This window comes from Bacillus sp. Bwzl_19 (genome assembly GCF_054900515.1).
On record NZ_CM142729.1, the window covers coordinates 2,261,286 to 2,282,945 of the forward strand.

The 21,660-nt window shown below is 46.3% G+C and carries 14 protein-coding genes and 3 pseudogenes; 3 read left to right on the forward strand and 14 right to left on the reverse strand.

What is annotated here, in order from left to right; all coding sequences use genetic code 11:
* Positions 1-94 precede the first annotated feature (94 nt).
* Positions 95-721 carry a TVP38/TMEM64 family protein gene (locus ACW5MY_RS12055; protein WP_013352950.1) on the forward strand — a complete coding sequence of 209 codons (627 nt, stop codon included), beginning with the start codon at positions 95-97 and terminating at the stop codon, positions 719-721.
* Positions 722-736: 15 nt separating this feature from the next.
* Here the strand turns inward: ACW5MY_RS12055 and ACW5MY_RS12060 are convergent, their stop codons facing one another.
* The 3 genes from ACW5MY_RS12060 to ACW5MY_RS12070 all read right to left on the reverse strand — a co-directional run bounded on the left by ACW5MY_RS12060 (position 737) and on the right by ACW5MY_RS12070 (position 2,429).
* On the reverse strand, positions 737-925 hold the full coding sequence (locus ACW5MY_RS12060) for an N-acetyltransferase (RefSeq protein WP_232469697.1): 189 nt from the start codon (positions 923-925) through the stop codon (positions 737-739).
* Positions 926-1,066: 141 nt separating this feature from the next.
* Positions 1,067-1,207: a hypothetical protein gene (locus tag ACW5MY_RS12065; RefSeq protein ID WP_232469698.1), complete on the reverse strand. Its 141-nt coding sequence runs from the start codon at positions 1,205-1,207 to the stop codon at positions 1,067-1,069.
* Positions 1,173-2,429 carry an MFS transporter gene (locus ACW5MY_RS12070; protein ID WP_013352951.1) on the reverse strand — a complete coding sequence of 419 codons (1,257 nt, stop codon included), beginning with the start codon at positions 2,427-2,429 and terminating at the stop codon, positions 1,173-1,175. Before ACW5MY_RS12070 ends, ACW5MY_RS12065 begins: the two co-directional genes overlap by 35 nt.
* Positions 2,430-2,884: 455 nt before the next feature.
* On the opposite strand from ACW5MY_RS12070, the gene sigK reads away from it, so the two are divergent.
* Positions 2,885-3,610, forward strand: a complete 726-nt coding sequence (sigK, locus tag ACW5MY_RS12075) for an RNA polymerase sporulation sigma factor SigK (RefSeq protein ID WP_020956104.1) — start codon at positions 2,885-2,887, stop codon at positions 3,608-3,610.
* 135 nt (positions 3,611-3,745) lie between these two features.
* Here sigK and ACW5MY_RS12080 read toward each other — a convergent pair.
* Positions 3,746-3,974, reverse strand: a pseudogene (locus tag ACW5MY_RS12080) (recombinase family protein); the annotation flags it as partial.
* Positions 3,975-4,230: 256 nt separating this feature from the next.
* Entirely contained in the window at positions 4,231-6,045 is a 1,815-nt protein-coding gene (locus tag ACW5MY_RS12085) for an AAA family ATPase (protein ID WP_289393737.1), read from the reverse strand.
* Positions 6,046-6,357: 312 nt separating this feature from the next.
* Here ACW5MY_RS12085 and ACW5MY_RS12090 point away from each other — a divergent pair.
* Positions 6,358-6,594: pseudogene (locus ACW5MY_RS12090) on the forward strand (T7SS effector LXG polymorphic toxin); the annotation flags it as partial.
* A 61-nt stretch (positions 6,595-6,655) separates the two neighbouring features.
* Here the strand turns inward: ACW5MY_RS12090 and ACW5MY_RS12095 are convergent.
* The 9 genes and pseudogenes from ACW5MY_RS12095 to ACW5MY_RS12135 form a co-directional block, all read right to left on the reverse strand.
* Positions 6,656-7,046 (reverse strand): annotated as a pseudogene (locus ACW5MY_RS12095) (excalibur calcium-binding domain-containing protein); the annotation flags it as partial.
* Positions 7,047-7,124: 78 nt separating this feature from the next.
* Positions 7,125-7,856 (reverse strand): SDR family NAD(P)-dependent oxidoreductase, encoded by a 732-nt coding sequence (locus ACW5MY_RS12100; RefSeq protein WP_013352954.1) that lies wholly within the window; start codon positions 7,854-7,856, stop codon positions 7,125-7,127.
* Positions 7,857-8,069: 213 nt separating this feature from the next.
* Positions 8,070-9,347 carry a condensation domain-containing protein gene (locus ACW5MY_RS12105; protein ID WP_061573725.1) on the reverse strand — a complete coding sequence of 426 codons (1,278 nt, stop codon included), beginning with the start codon at positions 9,345-9,347 and terminating at the stop codon, positions 8,070-8,072.
* 321 nt (positions 9,348-9,668) lie between these two features.
* Positions 9,669-11,117, reverse strand: coding sequence for an MFS transporter (locus tag ACW5MY_RS12110; protein WP_013352956.1), 1,449 nt, complete (start codon positions 11,115-11,117; stop codon positions 9,669-9,671).
* Positions 11,118-11,300: 183 nt separating this feature from the next.
* Positions 11,301-11,894, reverse strand: a complete 594-nt coding sequence (locus ACW5MY_RS12115) for an anthranilate synthase component II (protein WP_013352957.1) — start codon at positions 11,892-11,894, stop codon at positions 11,301-11,303.
* Entirely contained in the window at positions 11,891-13,291 is a 1,401-nt protein-coding gene (locus tag ACW5MY_RS12120; RefSeq protein ID WP_013352958.1) for an anthranilate synthase component I family protein, read from the reverse strand. Before ACW5MY_RS12120 ends, ACW5MY_RS12115 begins: the two co-directional genes overlap by 4 nt.
* Positions 13,288-14,610 (reverse strand): phenylacetate--CoA ligase family protein, encoded by a 1,323-nt coding sequence (locus ACW5MY_RS12125; RefSeq protein ID WP_061573722.1) that lies wholly within the window; start codon positions 14,608-14,610, stop codon positions 13,288-13,290. The genes ACW5MY_RS12120 and ACW5MY_RS12125 overlap by 4 nt, the downstream gene beginning before the upstream one ends.
* The gene (locus ACW5MY_RS12130) at positions 14,607-20,135 is read right to left on the reverse strand and encodes a non-ribosomal peptide synthetase (RefSeq protein ID WP_289393739.1); all 5,529 of its coding nucleotides are present in this window, start codon (positions 20,133-20,135) and stop codon (positions 14,607-14,609) included. The genes ACW5MY_RS12125 and ACW5MY_RS12130 overlap by 4 nt, the downstream gene beginning before the upstream one ends.
* A gap of 66 nt (positions 20,136-20,201) precedes the next feature.
* Positions 20,202-21,395, reverse strand: coding sequence for a DNA glycosylase AlkZ-like family protein (locus ACW5MY_RS12135; protein WP_198315876.1), 1,194 nt, complete (start codon positions 21,393-21,395; stop codon positions 20,202-20,204).
* Positions 21,396-21,660: the final 265 nt, after the last annotated feature.

The window sequence follows — 21,660 nt, forward strand, 5'->3', positions numbered from 1 at the left end:
ATGCTGATAAACAAGTACGCTTATCGGACAGCTTATTTTAATAGAAGGAGATAGATTTGTGCTGTATACTAATTGAAAAGAGGTGAACGTACAGATGATAAAAAAGGGATTCAGTCTTGCCGTCATCATTGCTGTCGTGATGATCGGCTTTATGCAAAAAGACGTCTGGCTCAGCATGATTCGCGCGGGCGGCATGTACGCCGTGCTTATGAGTATCCTTCTGGTCGCAGCTGACGTATTTTTTCCGATCGTTCCATTCGCCATTATCGCAGCCTTAAACGGAGCGGTTTTCGGGATTGTAAACGGAGTGTGGATTACATTGTCAGGCGCGATGCTCGGAACAATGGCATTGTTTTTTCTCGTCCGGTACGGATTCAGAGACTGGGCCAGAAAAAAGCTGGCGGCTTACCCGGCCGCGGCTCAATATGAAGATTCATTTCATCAGCACGCGTTTACGGCGGTGCTTTTCGGGCGGCTGATTCCGATTATACCGTCGCTTGCCATGAATACCGTCTGCGGGCTGAGTAACATACGATGGCCGATCTTTTTTTCTGCGTCGGTGCTCGGCAAAATTCCGAACATTGTGATCGTGACCGTCGCAGGCGCTTCATTTACAAGCAACAAACTGCTGTCTTTCGGGATTTACGGAATGTATATGCTCGTCTTAATGGCGGTCATTTATAAGAAGTTTCCCGGTCTTTTAAAAACAACGAGAAAATGAAACGCGTACCGCCCCCTATTCCGGCGGTACGGCTCCTCTCATTCTGAGAACTTTTCCGTTACATTCTGAACCGATCACTTCCATGTTTTTCTTTCTGTAAAATGACAGAGCCGCTTCATTGCCCGGCGAAACTCTCAGGTGATATTCCGAAACACCGTTCGCTCTGAAAACTGATTCGCGTATTGATGCAGTTTTGTTCCGCACCCTCTTCCCCTCTGCTGCTCAGTCATATAGTAAAGGTGCACATAACCCGATTTTTTGGCTGCGGTAAAATTTGATGGAAGCTTCAAGCCGTCCGATCGGCTGCCCGTTATGAAGAAGCAGCTTAAAATTGTCGGGTGAGCATTAGATTTGGGATGACAGCCATATGAGATATTCATCCTTATTAAAATGATCCGCCGTGCCAAAGCTGACGAAAAACGAATCCTCACGAAATGAAACGGCCGTCTCTTTATGTTTGTTTAAATTGATCCGCTTGAAATACATCGGGAGTCCTCCTTTTTGAGGCCGCAAATAAGAACGAGCATAAAATGGCTGCCAACGCCAGCATAACAGCAGCCCCTGCGATGACGATGCCGCGGACGGAAGAACTGACAGCCGCCGCTCCGAAAACCGCCGTTACCACTATAATGAAGACGGCTTCGACTAATGAATAAAAGCTCCCCACTCTCCCCATAATGTCCACCGGAACATTTTTTTGATAAAATGTCTGAAATCCCGTATTGGCAAACGCCAGAAAAAAAGCGAGAAGGAAAAATCCGAAAGCAGCCGTCCAAAAAACGTCAGAAAACGCATAAATCATATATCCTGCCGCTGTGAATAAAGAGCCCATTCCCATCAATAAAGAAGCCGGCATTTTTTTATTAAAGAACACATTGACAAGCGCCCCCGCAATAACCCCTGCCCCTGAGACACTGACGAGAAAACCGTAATCGGCATCAGTCAGCTGAAGAACCTCTTTTGCAAAAGCGGCTTCAAGCGAATCAAGCGCGGATGGCATAACGGTCATGACCAGACTGAATAAAAAATAAATGATCATGACGTTTCGCGCCGTTCGGCTGAAGCGATAGACGAGCTTCCAATCTTCTTTGTACACTGCCAAAGAAAGCTTCTGTGCGGGAGAATGTACGTGGGGCTCATTTTCAAGGCTCGGCAGCATCATCGTGATGAAACCGGACAGCACCAAAGCCGCCGCATTCACCCAAATCGCAAAAATCGGCGTGCCGGCGATAAAAAGCAGCCCGGCCGCAGCCGGCCCGAGGAGAAAAGCCCCTGATTCCGACAAAGCCCTTAGTGAATTGAATCGTTTTCTCCTTTCAGCCGGAATAAGCATCGTCACATACGCCATGGAACACGGACGAAACATCGCATTGGCCATTTGAATCAAAAACACGATACAATAAATGGAAAATAAAGACCATACAGTAAACATCAACGGCAGAACGGCAATGAATGCAGCCCGGATGAAATCAAGCGACATCATCATATTCCGTTTGTTACACCGGTCGATGATGCTGCCCGACCACCCATTTGTCATCAATACAGCCGCAGGCCTGATTAAATAAAGGATGGAAACCGCAAAAGCAGACCCCGTTTCTTTTAAGACAATAAGATTAAGAGACAAAAAATAAATCCATTCACCAATATTTGCTATCCCGATTCCGGTTAACAGAAGCATCGGGTACCGCCAAGACTTCAGGTTTTTCATCTTATCCCTCCCTTAGAAATAAAAAACGCCCTCAAGACAATAAAGTCTTGAGGACGGGAAACAGCCCGCTATGCCAGCTCAATTCGGTTTGGTGCCGGCCTAAGCCGGGTACAAAGCTTACTCGGTAACAGAAGTATCCGCCGCATCATCCTCGTTTTTCATGATTCCGATGCGAAGCTAAGAGGTTTGTTTCAACACATCCATTCATACTCCTTCACAGCTCCCGGAGCTCTCTGTCATGAATGATATCTGTCTACTCGTCTCTTCAGCGCTTTTCGTTATATTCTTTTCACCCTTACTTTTTTTAACAATATACCGGCTCAATCAGCAAAAATCAAGAGGCTGTAAGAAATAAAACCTGCCTTTGATTAATTTCCCTGTACAGACACAAACAGCCTGACTGCCACATACAGTTACATATAGGCTTTTGCCTACATAACTTTGTGGAGGTGAGGATGGTGACAGGTGTTTTTGCAGCGCTCGGGTTTATTGTGAAAGAACTCGTGTTTTTAGTATCATACGTGAAAAATAATGCCTTTCCACAACCGCTCTCAAATAGTGAGGAGAAAAAATACTTAGACCTTATGGCCGAAGGAGATGAACACGCCCGCAATATGCTGATCGAACATAATCTCCGTTTAGTCGCCCATATTGTAAAAAAATTCGAAAACACGGGAGAAGACGCAGAAGATCTGATCTCCATCGGTACAATCGGGCTGATCAAAGGAATTGAAAGCTACTCAGCCGGAAAAGGCACGAAGCTTGCCACATATGCCGCACGATGTATTGAGAATGAGATTTTAATGCATCTGCGCGCATTGAAAAAAACGAAAAAAGACGTCTCCCTTCATGACCCGATCGGCCAGGATAAAGAAGGGAATGAAATAAGCCTGATTGATGTTCTCAAGTCGGAAAGCGAAGATGTGATCGACACCATTCAGCTCAACATGGAACTTGAAAAGGTCAAAAAATATATTGATATTTTAGACGACCGCGAAAAAGAAGTCATCGTCGGCCGCTTCGGGCTTGATTTAAAAAAAGAAAAAACGCAGCGCGAGATCGCAAAGGAGCTCGGCATTTCAAGGAGTTATGTGTCGCGGATTGAAAAACGCGCATTGATGAAGATGTTTCATGAGTTTTACCGGGCGGAAAAGGAGAAGCGGAAGAAGAAGGGAAAGTGAGCGAAAAGCCGGATCTGACATCCCGGCTTTTTCTATTTTCTTTTCAATAGAGGAAGAATATTTGAAAAAGAGATGTACCAGTTATGAAAATCATTTTTCTAATTATTGCGGTATGATTGATGGCTCAATGATCTATTTCCGAGAAAGACGGTCAGGATCGTAGCAGATGACTTGACTAATAAGTCCCTTGCTTGCATCCTCCCTCAGGCCATTCAACGCCGGACGTTCTAAAAGCTCCGCAGAAAATCCATCAACGGCATACTGCAGCACATCCTTAGTCCCTGCTTTCTTTATGCAGGCCTCGATCTGGCTGTTAATGCTTGATCACTTGTTCCTCGGTCGATGACACCACATATATTCCCATAAACCCAGATCTTCTTCCTATAAAGTTTTATTAAATAATGATAGAGCAATCGTTAATGCGTTTATCAGCTTGCAGTCCTTCGATGATTATTATCTTTTGTTTAACTACAGTAAATATGAGAGCAAATTAGAAATAGTTTGTTTATATACTCAATATAAATATTCACAGTGGATAATCTTAATCCTTTCTACTACACTAATTACTATGGGTAACAATAGGCTGTTTGGTTAAACCTTTCATGAACCCGCAGATAATTTCACCATTTATATACAAAATCAAATAAATCCTTCAACCTAGGAAATTTCTCTAATTCTTCTCGGTTTTCCATAAGATCATTTATCCTTTTCCAAGTTCGAAAGGGTTTATCTTTTGAAGGAATCTTAGTCCCCTTCTCCCAAAGGAGATTTTCTAGGGTATCTTCAACTAAGAAAATTTGTTCTCCATCAGCTGCAATTCTAATCTGTTCATTAGCCTTATAAGGGTCTATGCCCCTAATAGACTCCAATTCTTCATCTGTCCTATCCTTTCTGTCGCAATCATGTACGATCCTAAATGGAATTTTAAATGCTTTTAGCAATTTTGCAAAAGGCACAATAGTCCATTTTCCTTCACAAGAAACAATTGTTGTAGTATTAAATACTTCCTCAGATATTTCATAATGTTCATGAACCCTTAATCTATGATTAAATAAACTTTTTTCAGTATCGCCCTCAACTAAAACAACTCTTTTTGCAAAGAAAGCTTGATTAACTGTAGGGTGAAAATCTAAAGAAGCTCTTAGAGCATTTTTTTCACTTTCTATATTGATACCCTTTTCAAAAGGATCTTGTTTTAACTGATTGATATATGGGGCTTCACTTGAATTTTTTCTATTTAAAATAGCTAGTGACATTGGATTTTCTACAACATCAATCAAAAAAGGAGAATGAGTGCTGATTAATACTTGCCACTGGGTTTGCTTTGATATATATTTCAATGCATTTTTCAATCTAATCATTAAATGAGGATGAAGGTACAATTCAGGTTCTTCAAAGAGTAAAATTGTAGACCTAGTCATTTCTTCTGAAGTATTCTTTGAAGAATGGTTAGCAAGAACTTCAATTAAGGCAAATATTAAGGCCCTCTGAGAGCCATGTCCCTGTCTTTCAATCGTTGTCTCCACGCCATCGTCCATTAATAGGGTTGTATAATTTCCAACGAATTTATTTGTATCGGGAGTGGACATTGCAAACTTTATCTTAGATTCAATGATTGAAGACATTCTATTTGAAATATCGTTGGTTAATTGACTGATAATCGGTGTCTCTTCTTCTAATTCACCGGATAATTTTTTAGAAAGGAGTTCAACATTTTCCATTAGGTTTCTATATTCGTTCATATTTTGAATAGCAGGTAAGATTATTTGTTTTAAAAGTGTACCAAAAATCGTAGTATTGGTTGGTTTTAGTTCATCTGAAGCATCTTTAACAGCTGGAATTATTACTGCATTAGGCAAAGCCTGCTTTAAAGCTGGGGCAATACTAATATTTTCAGAAGTCCAATCCTCTTCAGAGAGAGTCACTAACTCTGGATTTGTTTGTTTTATCTCCTCTTTAACTCTTTCTCTATTCGCTTTCGTCCTCCATTTTGTTCCGTCAATTCCTAATGAAGTAGCTATTTGTTTGATTGTATGCGAATTCTCGCTCCACTTCTCCTGAAATCCATTAATTTCGTATTGTTTTATGTATGCTTCATAGAAACTTTCCACCTTGCCATCTTTTAAACTAGCTCTTAGCCGAAGTTTTATTTTACCATCATTCACCAACCCCGCAACACCAGGAGTATCCCTTTCCCAGTCTAAGATATGATCAAATACACCTTCTATTATTATTTCTTCATTTTCAAAACCTTTTCTCCACTCATCAATACTAGGTTTAGATTGGTTTAGAAAAATTTCGATTGCTCGTATTATTGAAGATTTTCCACAGTTATTAGGCCCTATTAAACTTGTAAAGTCAAATAAATCAACTTCTATTTTTTCTATACTTCTAAAATTACTGACCCTTAGATATGAAAGATTTATATTTGCCAACCCCTATCCCGATTTTTTTACACATCCATTATAAATTTCTGCAAAAAATGCCATTTTCCTTCAAAGAAAAAAACAGTTATATAGATGTGTTTTTACATCTATAGATACTTCATCTAGTTAATCCAGAGAAAAAGACGATGCGATATAATGCCGATATCTCCTCTCTTTAAATAAAGTGATGCTATGGACAGATTAAATCTATGATGCACAGGGATTCAGACCGTGTGAAGTTTTGACTACCCAAGCATTTTTCAGTTCGTTTCTTCATTCTTCCATGGTAATATTTCGTTGAAGTTTATCGTATGATTGGTCATGAGTGTTTTCGAAGCAAACAGCCTGCTGGCCACAGCCAAGCAACGCGCGGGTGAATCCAAGAATCTCTGCGGCCAGATAGTCAATTAAGAGAACGTTTCACGGTATGGCTAACCTAGGTGATAATGACTTCTCTGGCCGAAGCGCCGACAACATCGAAGTTTTTTCCAGACTACGCCAGCGATAGACAGCTGGCTTGATCTGATTGATATGAAGATCGCATTTCTTATAAGCCTTTTCTGCACGACTGAGCTGAATACATCCAAATAAAAAAGAAGCCTCTGAGGCTTCAAAATTTTTAATTCTTTTCACACACAAAGTTGTCATGATCTGAATCCATTTTAGATGAATAAACAGGGTGAGTACTTGGTACATCATGCGGATATTTCTTTCTCAACTCTGTACAGTTTGCAAAGTAATCTGTTCCGTCAGTCAAAGAGGAAGCAGCTTGTATAGAGTTAGAAGAGCTACTTGATGCTGAATTATTTGAATATGAACTACTCGAGTTGGGATTTATGTATCTCTGATCGGTGTGTTGTTACTGATTTTTGAACCGGCTTAGATACAGTTACTGATTTTTTCAGTTTAGTTACACAACCATTAAACCCTTTTTCAGTCGCATATCCACTCATACTCCAAATCTTCAAGCCCTTGTCTTTAGCATCTTTCTTATACTTGTCTAAATACTTCATGCGGCACTATACACTACCCCCGCACAAATAGCCACACGATAGATGGCTCTCTATTTCTCCTCTATTGAGTCGTAACTAGCCAACGAACATCGCCCCGTTGACATCAAGTATTGCGCCACAAATGTAAGAGGCATGCTCGCTACACAAAAAACAGATCGTTTCAGCCTGCTCTTGCACAGTAGACGGGCGTCCAATCGGGATCCGCTCTAGGATCGATGCTCGCTTCTCCTCATTGTATTCCGCCCACATTGACTCCACTCGTTCAGTGAGCGTCAGTCCAGGGGCTACGGCGTTCACGGTGATCCCATAGGGGGCCAACTCAAACGCGCATTGTCGCGTAAAACCAATAACAGCTGCTTTGGCAGCGGTGAAGTCTGCTCCACCGAAGAAGGTGTAGGTTCTTCCAGCAACAGCCGTGATGTTGACCACTCGCCCCCAATCACGCTTTTTCATATCAGGAATTGCGGCACGCGTACAATTAAACACGCTTCGTAAATTCAATTCAAACGTTGTGTTCCAGTCGCTATCCTCTATCGTCTCGATTAATTTCGAATGTTGACTTCCACCCACTGCGTTCACCAGAATATCTATCCGCCCAAGTTCTTTGTTTACAGACTGGAATGCCTGATGAACTTGGTCACTGTTAGTGACATCAACCTCGCAACGCATCGAACCATCTTGCGAGCCAAGGCTGTCGATATTCTTGTCTAGTAACGCAACTTGACATCCACTTGTCACTAACTGTGCCGCAACGGCACGTCCGATCCCATGTGCTGCACCAGTAACAATTGCTACGCGCCCTTTCATTTGACCCCCTCCTTATTGGTAAAAAACTTTCAGATCTCAATTCTTTACGTTATTTGGGATATTCTATAGTTGGGAAAACTGGCTCGACCTAAAATTTGTTACAAAACCTCAGGCGATCTCAGTCTTTTATATTCTCCCGCTCCAAGCATGCAACGAGGTATGCCATTTGTAGAATGTCGAACAAGTATACTTCAAAGAGCAATAAGCAATACCCTAATTTGAATTGAGACTATTTAAGCCTTTGATCATATGTTCAATTACCTGCTCGACTTGCCCGTCGTACGCTTCCACGTCCATATCGATCCGTCCTGAAATATATTCAGAGTGCTCATCGAGAGTGATTTCGAAGCCTGCCCTACACGTACCGTTTGGTAGCAGACGGAGATACATCCATTCCGTTTTACCCAGAGAGATTTCGGTTCCATCACGTTGAGAGTTCCATGCGTTGAACAACTGGGGGAAAGGAAGGTCATAATCCACGTTCCGAGGTGAGGTACCTTCGGGATAGAGTGCAGTCGTCTCGATATTCTGGCGTTCAGCTGCTCTAATCACCGCGCGTTGCACTTGATTAAGCACCGCGACTAGCGGTTCCCCCAGCTCATGGTGGGTTGTGATCGGAACTGTGTTCGATAGGGGACCGACCACGGTGTGATCATCAGGATGCCGACGGTTTGCGAATGGGACTCCGGTAACAACGGTTTTGACTCCACTCACCGCACTTACCGCACGCTGGAAAGCTGCGAATAATAGTACGAATGGTGTAACACGGTAGGCTCTCGCGCAGGTTAAAACCATGCTACGTGGTATAGGAGAGTCGAACCGTACACTTTGTGTATGTCCTACAGTACCGCGCGGAGTGGCGCGAACTGCATCAATGCCGTATGGCCCTGGCACAGGGTAAACATTAACCCGAGTCCGTGAGTCTAATACTTGCTTTACTGTTTGAGTGACCTCCATCTGGGCATACTCCTCCCAGCTCCGTGACGATTTCAAGGACTTGCCAAGGTAGCGATTAGCAATTTCCTCGATTAGTAGGTCGATTGATGCCCCATCGCAAGTATAGGTCCAAAATCCAATCCACACGTGTAACCCATTATCATCCGAAACTGACGCTAGCCTAAGTCCTGGCTCACTAGATTGTCTTGCACGATGCGCAAGAAACGCCTCATTAGTAATACCAGTGTGCTTGGTGCGCATTTGCTCCCTGAGCACTTCACGCAGACTAGACTCTGTGGGGGCATAGCCGACAAGGATGTCACCTTCAATCTGGAAGTGGGCGGCTAGGATTGGATGCCGGGCCAACGTATCAGCTACAGCGTTGAGAGCTTTATCTGATTCGCAACTCGGTGAGAAGTCGAGGCGTAATGCTCCAGCATAGGCGCGGCCCGTTTTGTCAAGCATTGCTCCGACCCATTTTTCACGTAGCCCCGCCGTGCTAGGGACTGTTATGAGCTGGCGTCCTACAGGTGGGACTAGGTATTTCTGCTGCATCTGAATATCCTCCTCTCTCATTAAATATTTTCTTCGTTTTTCTCGCTTTTTCGTAGCCTTTCAGATCAACGCTATCAATCAAATCAAGTCAGACTATTCATCCACCAAAAAATAGCTTTCTTATTGCTGAAACTATCTGTATCGGGCGTTTTGCTACTACAGACTCGGCTGTTACAGATGTCCTCGCATTTCCTCAACTTTTCCATTAGAAGTTGGATCCTTTGCCTTTGACTCACAGATATAAGCCCAAAGGTCATCTTTGACGATGCATCTACTTTACGCCTCGATCAAAAGGCTGTACCTAGGGAAACCCCCTCTGCCCTATGATTCCCTTCCATCGGTTAAGCTCTCCTGGTTGTCTGGAGATGATGCTAGAGCACTCCCTCTAACCAAAATAAGAACTGCCCCGCAGATTATTGCCACAGCGGCTAGCACGAATGAAACAATGAATCCTTTTGGATTGATTATTGTAGATGCGCCAGTACCGTCCGTAATACTAATAGCAACGGCCGCAAGAAGGGTCACTCCCCCTACGTTAAACAGTTGCTGGATCGTTGACGTAATGCCTGAACCGGCTCCTGCATCCACCTCAGAGAGCCCGAAAGTTGCGAGATATTGAGAGACTGGTGAAACACAGCCAAAGCCGACAGACGTCACAATCATTGCTGGCATCATCCCAACCCAGTAGCTTTGTGTAGTTACTCCAACTGCAAACAGTAAGAAACCTAAGGCTGAGACTGTGAGACCAACAAGAGCAGCCGCCCTTGAACTCCACCGTTTTATAATAAACTGAAAAAGGAATAAGCCTGGGAAAAAGCCGAGGCAAAATGGCAGCCAAGCCATACCTGCTTGCATTGGGGTCATGCCAAGGGAATCTTGCAATAGTAGGACACCAAGGTAAAACAAAGCACCAGATGTACCGGCTAAGATTGCAACAATGGCATAACCAATGATCCGCGGCGAACGAGCCATTAGCCGGGCGGGTATAATGCCGTCACCAGACCGTTTGCAACGTTGAAGCACCCCGATGATGCCGAGCATACCCAAGAGAGACAATGTGACGCGGAGCCATAATAGCTGCTCAATGCCTGAACCAATGATGCCCAAAACTATCACAGAAACCGAAAATGCCAATACCAAAGCATTACCAATGTCCAACCGCGCGGTTGCCTGGTTGGATAACTTCGGGACCAACAGCACAACAGTCACATAGAGGATCAAGATGATTGGGATGTTGATCCCAAAGACCCAGCGCCACGACAGATATTCAGTTAGTACACCAGATAGCATAACCCCGACGATTGACCCGAATCCACCGAGAGCCGCCCAGATCGAAAATGCTTTGCCACGTTCAGGGCCTGAAGGGAACAATAAGGATACCATCGCTAAACCAGTTGCAGCAGTGAGAGCCTCACCCACCCCCTGACCAGCGCGTCCTACAATAAGCATGCTCGCGTTAGAGGATAAAGTTGCCACGAGTGAAAATACACCGAAAACTGCGATACCTATTTGGAAGGTACGTCGCAACCCAAAGGCATCACCGATTCGACCACCTAGCAGTAGCAGCGATCCGGCAGCTACGAGGTAAGCATTCACCACCCACGTTAAGGACGCAGCAGTGAATCCTAAATCCTGCTTTATATGCGGTAATGCCACATTAACCACAGTGGCGTCAAGCAATAGTATGAACTGGATGATCGAAATAACAGCAAGGGCCTTCCATCGCACCTCACTTATCACTTCAATTTCGTTTTTTGATGTCTGTATCATTTCTTTTAACTCCAATCTTTTTGGTAATTGCATCATTATATAATCTGAGGTGGATCCCATTGTTTAGACCTGATCCACCGCTATACTCAGTTAGAATAAGCCAACCCTAGGACTATACCTATGTTATTTCCAACAAGAAAGAACTAGAAAAGAATTATTGTCGGTATAATCTGGCCGAAGTAATCAGCTCGACATTAAGCTAGGGTAGTTAGCCAACGCCAGCGAGTTCCGTATCATTGTGATCCCGTGCTCCGTTCCGATACTCTCGGGGTGAAACTGCACACCTTCGATTGGTCTCGTACGATGACGCACCCCCATTACCACGCCATCTTCTTGAGAAAATGCGGATGTAACCAGTTCGTTTTCCGTACCGGGATCGGTGATAGCCAGTGAATGGTACCGGACTACAGTGACGGGCGATGGGACATGGCAAAAGATACCTTGTCCGTCGTGTTGCACCTGAGCTTTCTTGCCGTGCTCGATAGTAGGTGCATTTTTGAGCTTACAGCCAAAAAACTCCCCAATAGCTTGGTGGCCCAAACAGACGCCGAATATAGCTTGATGTTCACCTGCTGCACGAATTATTTCTGGGTATCCATGTTCCTGCGGTGTTCCTGGACCTGGCCCCAGGACTAGAAGTTGAGGCTTCCACCGCTGGTACTGACTTATTGGGTCATCATTCACACGTACCACCTTCGTGTGTGCGCCAACCTTTGCGTAATACTGTGCAATGACGAATACAAAGCTATCAAAGGCATCTACCAATAAAACTCTCATACGCTCCCTCCTATCGCTCTGGCAAACGACCGTATTTTCGCTCCCGCCTCGTCCCATTCAGCCGATGCCTTCGAGTCAGCCACAATACCCGCAGCAGCTCGCAATACGTAGCGACCAGAGTCACCGACGATTGTTCTGATGGTCAGGGCAAGCACACCACTGTTCTCTCCATTGATATACCCAGCGCAACCAGTGAACAACCCTCGTGCAGTATCTTCGAGCTCGGCGATAATCTCCATCGCACGGACTTTGGGTGCACCTGTCATTGTGCCCGCCGGAAAATTTGCTTCAATCAAGTCCCATATGTCGGAATCTGCACGGACCGGAGTCTCAACAGTCGAGACCAAGTGAAAAAGTGGACCGTATGCATCCATCTGCATAAACGAGGTTACATCCACACCTCCTGGGATAGCGCAACGTGCTAAATCATTGCGCGCCAGATCCACAAGCATCAGATGCTCGGCCGCCTCTTTGGGAATGTGGTCCAAGCGACTGCCCCGCTGATCTTCCTGCGCCATTGTTCCCGCGATGGGGCGAACTTGAGCACCACCATCACCACTACGGATCATGAGCTCTGGGCTGGAGGACACCACATGCCGGTCGCCAAGGTCCAAGTAATACATATACGGAGCCGGATTAATTGATGCGAGTCTTTCATAGAGGTCTAATGGGGGAATCCTCGCACTCGATATTGCGCACCGACACAACTGAACCTGATAGATGTCACCAGCACGAATATGTTCTTTGGCACGGTTCACCGCATCGCAGAAGGTGCTCCGCTCCGTTAAACCCTGAATAACTCCTAAATCCCATGGACCACGTGGAGCCAGATCTATTTCGGGATCGGTAAGAGTTGCGATTAAAATTTCGGTATCTGTGACCTCATCGTGTCTACACTTCAATACATCGACTTGGGCACCTCCTTCAGCACCGTTGTAGCGCACGACGTGTCTGTAGACGCGCAATACCACCTCCGGTTCTCCCTTTTCAATAGCTATCCGCGGTAGATGTTCAACAAAACGAGCTGCACTATACCCCAGAACCAACACGAGCGGGAAACCCTCCGGCAACGCAAGGATCTGTGTCACCTTTCTCATGCGCTCCCATAAGGGCTTAGTGTGATCATTAACTACCTCGCTACATTCGCTGGTTTTCATCTCAAAAGGACCACTGCCGAATACTTGCCAAGTGCCATCTACTAGTATGAGCTCAAACAGCAAATCAACCATGAACATTGTTTGTTTACCATCGACAGCTTGAAAACCAGTCCCCGTCTCAAATAAGGCCGATCGAGGGTATAAACTTAATACACGCCGCCGCACTTGTGCTACCGGCGCGGCTTCAGGAACCACACTTTGCTCGACGACCCATGAATCTTTCTGTTCTTGCGTATTCATAGTGTAGGCCTCCAATCTCGGATTCGGGCGTGTTTCCAGGAAATATAAGCTCCAGTCTCCGTCCGCGGATCCAAACGATCTTGCAACACCAACCTTACCGGGACACCAAAATGATCCGCTATCTCCTTTTGAATCTGATCAAAAGACTGATTCCCGACCTCAGCAACCATCGCTACTTCTAATTCGTCAGTGCCATTGTTCGAAATCCTGATATCGACCTGATATCCCCAAACCCTATCGGCTGCCCTTAAAACAGCCGATTCGATTGAAGCAGGAAACATCTGGCAGCCACCGATTGTCATAACGTCGTCGACCCGACCAAATATCCGTATACAGCGGGACGGATTTCCACACCCACAAACACTTGACGGGTATAGGCTTGCTAAATCCCCTGTACGAAATCGGATTAACGGCTTAGCACCAGGGACGAGCATGGTAAGGCACAACTCACCTACATCACCATCAAGCCCATTTATCGGTATAGTCTCAACAATATAGTTCGTTTCAGAAAGATGTAGATTTCCTTCTGAACAACCTGTAGCTACTGCATGTGTCTCTTGCGACCCATACAGACCATGAGTACAATTTGCACCCCAAATCCGAGATATGTTTGAAAGCATCTCAGGAGTGCATAACTCTCCTAACACAAGGATCTGACTCACCGGAGTCTTGCAGGGATCGATTCCAAGGCTCTTATAGAACCGAGCAAGGGCAAGGGCAACAGCAGGTGAGCATATTAATGACTTTACACCAAGACCCGTAATGAGATCAGCAGCTTTTTCAAGACCGACTCGAGGGCTCTCCGGCCATAACCGCACGAATGGAATACCTAGATTCCGACATACTTCACCATACGTATCCCCGAAGGCATATAACTCTGATGGCCCCATGATTGCAGTGAGAGCATGCATCGTACCGAATGTTGATTGGTATACTTCCTTAACAGCATTCTGAACGTATGCCCCGCTAGTCTCGACGTCAATTGAAGCTCGTGGGCACGGCGTTGATTTCCCCGTAGTCCCAGTCGTCTCATAATACGCAGCGATTTCATCCATCGGGACACAACAGACCTCCGTACCAGCAGAACGAAGGTCACTCTTGGTAGTGAAAGGTATTCCATCCAGAACCTTGAACTCACTTGTGAAACCCACTTGGGTACGCAGATGTTCACGGTAGAATGGTGATTGCACCTCAACGTACTCTAATATTTCTTGCCCGCGCAACTCAACCTTCTCGTGTAACCCTTGTAGTTTAGTTTGTCCATTCAGATATGCCTCTACATATTCCGGCCATTCTAGATACAATTGTTTTTTGTTCATAGCTTCATCCTTTCCGCAAGCTCATTGGCAAACTCAACAATCGTCTCAGTCAGCATGATGCTCTCAAGTGAAACTGTTATCGATAATTTGGACTCCAATTCGATTTTGAGATTCATAGCGGTCAGCGAGTCTCCACCTAATTGAATAAAATTGTCCTCTGGTAGTATTACTGGTTGGGCGAGTTGGACCGATATCACGCGTATGACCTCTCGTAGAATGGTTCTTCGATCCCCAGTATTTAACTCTTTTGTGTCGGTCTTTAATAATCTTTCACGCAATGCTCTTACATCCACCTTTCCGTTTTTTGATAGGGGTAGATTCGGTACTTTTTTAATAGTCTTTGGCACCATGTAGTTAGGTAAGCGATGTGTGAGCTCCTTGATTATTGCATCATCGAGATTGGATTCTCCGATATAAGCTAGCCCGATCTGCTTTGGCCTTCCATCTTGGCCAGGCAATGCAACGGCGCACGCTCTCGATACCCCGTCACAGGCTTCGGCCGCTCTCTCGATTTCACCAAGCTCGATCCTGATTCCTTTTATCTTGATCTGGTTGTCGACACGTCCGAGGATCTCTATCTCACCATTGGGAAGGTAACGGCCCAAGTCTCCTGTGCGGTACATCTGGCGTCCGGTCCGAGGGTGATAAACGAATACGCACTGCGTGAGTTCAGGCTTTCCAAGGTACCCACGTGCCAATGATATATCACTTTCTACCAGCATTTCGCCAGGCACCCAGTCAGGGCGGTCAATCCAGTTCTCGCTAACAATGTGATATTTGGAATTCCGCATCGGTGAGCCATAAATGACCGAACGACAGATACTACCTTCGTCTTCGTTGATTTCATGGATTACTGACCAGTTTGTAGTCTCAGTTGGGCCCCCACATGAGTACATCCGAGCAGACGGGAAAACAGACCTAGCTCGCGGTAGTAGGGACAGTGGGATCCAGTCACCAGCCATCACGATATTGGTTACAGACTCAATCGGGTGTACCGTAAGCGCTGTTTCAGCCACGGAGCATACTAGATCCATAACAGCGGGGACACATGCCCAAAATGTCACCCTACATTGGCGATGTAGTCTCAGCCAAGCTTCTGGAGTAGGGCCAGCTGCAGGTTCGGGTACCACAACGGAACCTCCATGCACTAAGGGGCCGAAAACATCGAAGACAGACATATCAAAGTGTAGTGCAGCTGTGGCGAGATGTCGGATAGACTTATCCAGACCGAAGCGTTCAACAACATCGAAAATATGGTTTACCACAGCGGCTTCCGGAATCTCAACGCCCTTCGGTTCGCCAGTTGAGCCTGATGTGAAAATTACATACGGTGAATAGTCTTCTGAGACAGGTTCAATAACAAAGTCAGTATTTTGTTGCATCCAACTACCGGGGCCAGCAGTCACATGTTCGATCTTGTGGACACCAACAGGCACCATAGTATCAGGTGATGCAATCACAATGCGTACTCCTGCCTGTGCGAGTATAGTACGCACCCGCTCTTGAGGTAGATCGATATCTATAGGAACGTAGCCAATCCCAGCCAACAGACAACCATAAACCGCCTCATATTGTGCGACCCCCTTAGGTAGCATGATCCCCACAAACCGATCACTTGAGTTACAAACCCGCTGGATCATCATTTTAACGTGCGTAGCTGCACGACCAATCTCATCCCAGGTGTATTCACCATGGATATCAATGACGGCTGGTTCGTTCGCACTATCTCTGAGGCGCTCTAGTAGCAAATCACGTAAGTGAACTTCGGGAACAGGTTCCTCCGTTGCATTGACCTCGTTTCGTACAGCTATCTGCGACGCTGGTCGAAGATCTAGCCAAGTACGTTTCCAAACTTCGGAATCATCCGTAAGCTGTTGCAGCAGATTACTGAACGCACCAAACATCGCCTCAATCACGTCAGGTCGAATGACTCCAGTTAGGTAGTCCCATTTGAAATACAGTGTGCCCTCTGACTCTCGAACCTGGACATCAAGCGTCACCTGTGGAGTTTGTGAAACCCCGAATACCTCCCGACCCAACAGGGAAACATCGTGTCGACCTGGATGTCCGAGAAGGCTTGTCAATACTACTGGCATCAGTGGTTCACGACCAGAGCGGCGGATTCGAGCCAACTCACGCAATACCTCTACCCCAGTAAAAAGTCGATGGTCAAGTGCCTCCCAAATCGCATCCTGTAACCGTCGGCCACGAGCTTCAAACGTATCTTCGACCTCAGTTTCGTAAGGGACAAGCAATGTATTCGTAAAATCCCCGACCACTAAATCAATGTCATCACTGACCGGCATCCGGTCTGAGACCGGAAAATTCAATGTAAACCAATCTTCTTCGCTCCAGCAACGTAACACTTCACACAAAACTAAAGCCACAACCCCAGAGGGCGATATCCTTCTCTCTTGGGCTTGAGCTTTGAGCCGAGCCCAAGACTCTTGTTCAAGCTTGCCTTCATGTCTTTCGAACCTTACAGGCGCTGTAGTCTCCCCTGGTTCGAGCTGCGGCAACTTTGGAGCAGCTGGCAACTCCTTGATTTTTTCTAACCAATACTCGCGGTGCGCAAGGTATTGTGCACTCTGCCTTAGCTTGTTCCGATACGCGACATAATCGTGGAATGTGGTCTGGAGCTGCGGCAGTTGTGACTTTTCATTAATATAAAAGTCAATCAAATCAGGAATGATTACTTGGAAGATCGACCATGCATCGGCGATCAGCATGTCAATGCACAAATGAATCCTGCTTAAATGCGTGCTAATCCGGCTCACGACAAATCGGAATAGGGGCCACTGCGTTGTCCCGATTTCGTCGTTTGCCATACGTCGACGCAACTGGTTAATCTCGTTGCTAATCTCGACCGGTGAAAGCTCTCTTAGATCTATATACTCAACGGCCTGCCTTCCATCGACTGTATTGATTCTTTGGCGACCAGCATCATCAATTGTCATCCTAAGCATTGGATGGCGGTCTACCAACAAGCCGACCGCGCGCACAAACCGATCATGATCTAAATTCTCCACTTCCCACTCAAAGTATCCTTGACACCCGACACCGCCGTAGTTGAAGTCAGAGCCGCGACCAATCCATAAAGCCTGTTGGCTTTCATTTAGCTCGAAGGGCTCTAATTGTTGATCAGTTGGCAGGTGCTCAAATGCTGGCAAATCGACATTGAGAGAAGCATTAGCCAAGCATATAAGGTTTGATAATACCGGGTTCTCAAGAAAAGGACTCATCTCAATGTGGATACCATACTTGCAAGATAATTCACCCATCATGCGCATAGCCCGCAAAGAGTCTCCACCAGAGTGAAAGAAATTAGACTCAAGAGTTGCCTCATCACATCGAGTCCACTTCAACCAGCAGTCGTGCAAAGCTATCTCGGTTTTAGTAGTCGGGAAAAAGACTGTGTGCGTTGTATCTCGCTCGAACTGATAGTCGCGTAACGCGGTATAGTCTACCTTACCGTTGCGTCCTAGCGGCAACACTATCGTATTGATTTGGCTCGGTTGAGCAGCGGGAGGCAATTGTTCCCTAAGATACTTACGTACCGCACCCTTAACATTCTTAGCATTGGAAGACTGCTCAAGGAAAAGTACCAGTATTTCCCCAGCATCATCGGTGAAGCAAACGGCAGCGGCTTTTGTCACACCTAGAACTTTAAGCGCAGTAATCTCTACTTCAGCTAAGTCAACCCGATGCCCACGAATTTTCACAAGTGCGTCAGATCTGCCAAAAATCTCGACGGTTCCATCCAAACCTATCCGTGCTCGGTCACCGGAAATGTATTGCAGCGGTGAAGTTTCGTCGAATGTGTTCGGACGGAAAGATCTTTTAGTCTCATTGCAATCTATGTAACCCGTCGAAAGCGTTTCACCAGTGATGATTAGTTCCCCGACGCAGCAAGCTGGTAACTCCTGGCCGGCACTATCAACCACGTACATGTTTGCACCAGGCACCGCCCGTCCTACTGTGGGCAACAATGTGCGACGAGGACCAGATAAATCCTCTACTGAGACAACAGCCGCTTCCGCAGAGCCATAGACGTTGAAAACTCGGTAATTCAGATCAGCAGGCGGCCACTGCTTGCACCGCTCACCAGCAATTAACATAGTGTCCAAACCAGTTTGCCATCCATCAGCCCAAAGCGTTTCAGCGATTGATGTCATAACCAATGTGTGCGTAACATTGTTCTTGATGAACCAGTTTGTCAGCATTCGTACATCTTGCAAGACATCAGATGAGGGGATGCAGACCGTTCCGCCTGAACATAGCACCGGTAGCGGATCTACTTCGATCATCCCGTATCCTGGGGACGACAGCCATGAACCTCGAGTGTTTCCCCCTAGCTTGGCAGCGTCGATGATAGCGTCAATTGTAGAGGCCATCCCACGGTAGGATAGACAGGCTGCCTTGGGTCGCCCGGTAGTTCCGGAGGTTCCAGCGATGAAGCACACTTCATTTTTAGTTTCGACCCACTCGCCACCTCCCCACTTGACTAGCGGATTCAGAATTAGCCTATTGTCTAAGTCCAGCACGGGGTATGCACCTAGACAACGTGCCCTGTCTGTCAAGGTGCCTGCAGTAATTACGGCGTCAGGTTTGGATTCGTCTAGTAAAGCTCGTATCCGATCATCGGGATGCGTGGAGTCAATCAGCACGCAGGTACCGCCCATACGTTGGACAGCGATGATAGAGACTAAGTATCTCCAACCTCGTTCCATGAAGAGCGCGAGTCTGAAATGTGACTGATTTGTGGTTACTTGTTCGCTCACCTGCTGAACTATTGCCTCAGATGCATCCCAAAGTTCGGCATAGGTCAAGGTTTGGCCACTCGTGTTATCCACGATCGCTAGGTCCATTGGCTTCGTCTGCTTGTGTATGAAGATGCGTTCGACCAGCGACTTACGCTGACGCTGTTCATGTGTAGTGTGGGTAGGTAAGGCATCAAGCGCGGGAATTGCCTTTGGATCCAAGGCCCTGGCACACGCAAAGGCCGTGATTTTGCATAGATGCATAAACATGGCCTTCTCAATTCGGTCTTCCCGCACTGACAGAACACACCGACCATCTTGAACTAATAACCATACCAGTGACTCCGCAATTGGGTAGCTCTGCCCATCAGTCACCTCAATGTCCATAGGAACTGACACATTATGTCTTGGTAGTTCTGCGGTCTGGCGCAGATCAAAGATGTAAGTGCGAGCGTCATCAGCATCGAGCAGTTTGGTCGCATCGACCTCAAGGCAAGTTGCTGATCCATTGGCGTGTATCCCAACGGTTACCCGACCTTCGGGACTGACCAGCGAGCCCAGTATCGAGGCGACCACAATAAGATCGTCAATCGATGCAGTAAGCCCATCAGGTAAAAAAATCTCCTCTTCCAATCGCTCAGCCATTGTTGACTGGCCGGATGCATAGCGTTCGAATGCGTCCCATATCGACCGATTAATACTTGGAATCTCCTTCATCAATCCACTTTCCAATTGCTGTGTGTTCAGTTTGGAATTTTCCGACATCCGAATGATCACTCCCTAATATAAATTGCAGCGTGTTTCGTTTAAAATTTTCCAACATCCGAATGATTACTCCCCAGTTGTAGGCTCTTCCCCATTCGTTTCGTGGTCATAAATGGCTCCGATTTGGTTTGCCCAGGTCAAGACCGATTCTTGAAGATCTTTTCGTTCCTTACCTACAAAAGATGAGAGATCGAGCGAGATTAAGCGCTTGGAGCCACTTCTCATGATGCGCCAGGTAGTCACCGCCCGGCTACCGATTAACACGACAGGACGCCCATTTCCTGCAGCGTCGTACCCACCAATCTGGTTAAGCCCTAGGCAGTCGCGCTGTCTCGAGCCGGGCGCGTACCCCATCAAAAGCGGATCCCAAGCAGGCAAAAACCGTACGCCTGTAGCTGAGTGCTGACCTGCGTGCAATACGAACTCTTCAAACTTATCCTTTTGATTGGCACTCAGCCAAATTCCTGATCCAATCTCGTATGCTCCGGCCCTTTCCAAGAGCAAGCGCGCTGTCTTCTTTGAAATGGCCATCCACCAAGCAAGGTCATCGACTGATACCGGCCCATAATTTTGAATATAACGGCGAGCGATGTCCAACTGTAGGCGTTCACGGTCAATTGGTGTATCATCGCTTTGAAGCAGACCGTTAGGCGCGGCGGTATACAACCACCGATTGGACCAAGGATTCGACGAGGGAATCCGAATTAATGCTCCATCATATGTCGCTACAGTGGTGCACGCGCGGGTCTGGGGGCCACTCAATCCCAAGGCATCCCCAATATCTTTTAGCCGGACAGGAGAGCCTGTAGTGAGCTCGGTAAGGCTTGGTAGTATTCGCCGATAGTCGGCCAATGTGAGCTTGACATCGCGTAACCGCCACTCGTGGTCGGCAAGAGATAGACGGGTAACACCAAAAACCGTAGCCGCCAGAGACTGGGGAAGTAAGAATTTTGAACGTCGCATTCCTGGTATTCGCACCAAAGCTGGATCAGTTTCCATGGAGAGAACTTCGGTTCGATCAATACTTCGATTGCGGGCTAGGACGGCTAGCCAGCTAGTAGGCCGAGTTGAATAAACTCCGATATATGCCTCCGCGATTTCAGCCAGAGTTGAGTCTTCGAAACGCTCAAAATGTTCTGACACAATCCATTCGGCTAGGAGCTCGTTAGGCAGCTCATCCCAGTACGTTTTGCCGCTCACCATTTTCTCACCTTGGTGTTGAGACAGAACCTGGCAGTTATTTTTGATACTTCCATGCATTAACCTCCTAACAATAGTTTTCACTGACTTTAACGCAATCCTCGTTTTGAGTGGAATCAATCTGTAGGACTGCAACCTAGACAGTCCCGATTGGGAAAAGGGCGCTTAACATACCGCCCTATCAGCCCAAAACGGGCTAGTTCGCACCTACTTCCTTCAAAATCGGTCGAGCACCACGATTTGGGATCAGAACGATGAGCATGCATAAAAACTTGTTTATATTCAGTTCGTTTAATTAGCAGCTTACGTTCAAATTTCCTTACTC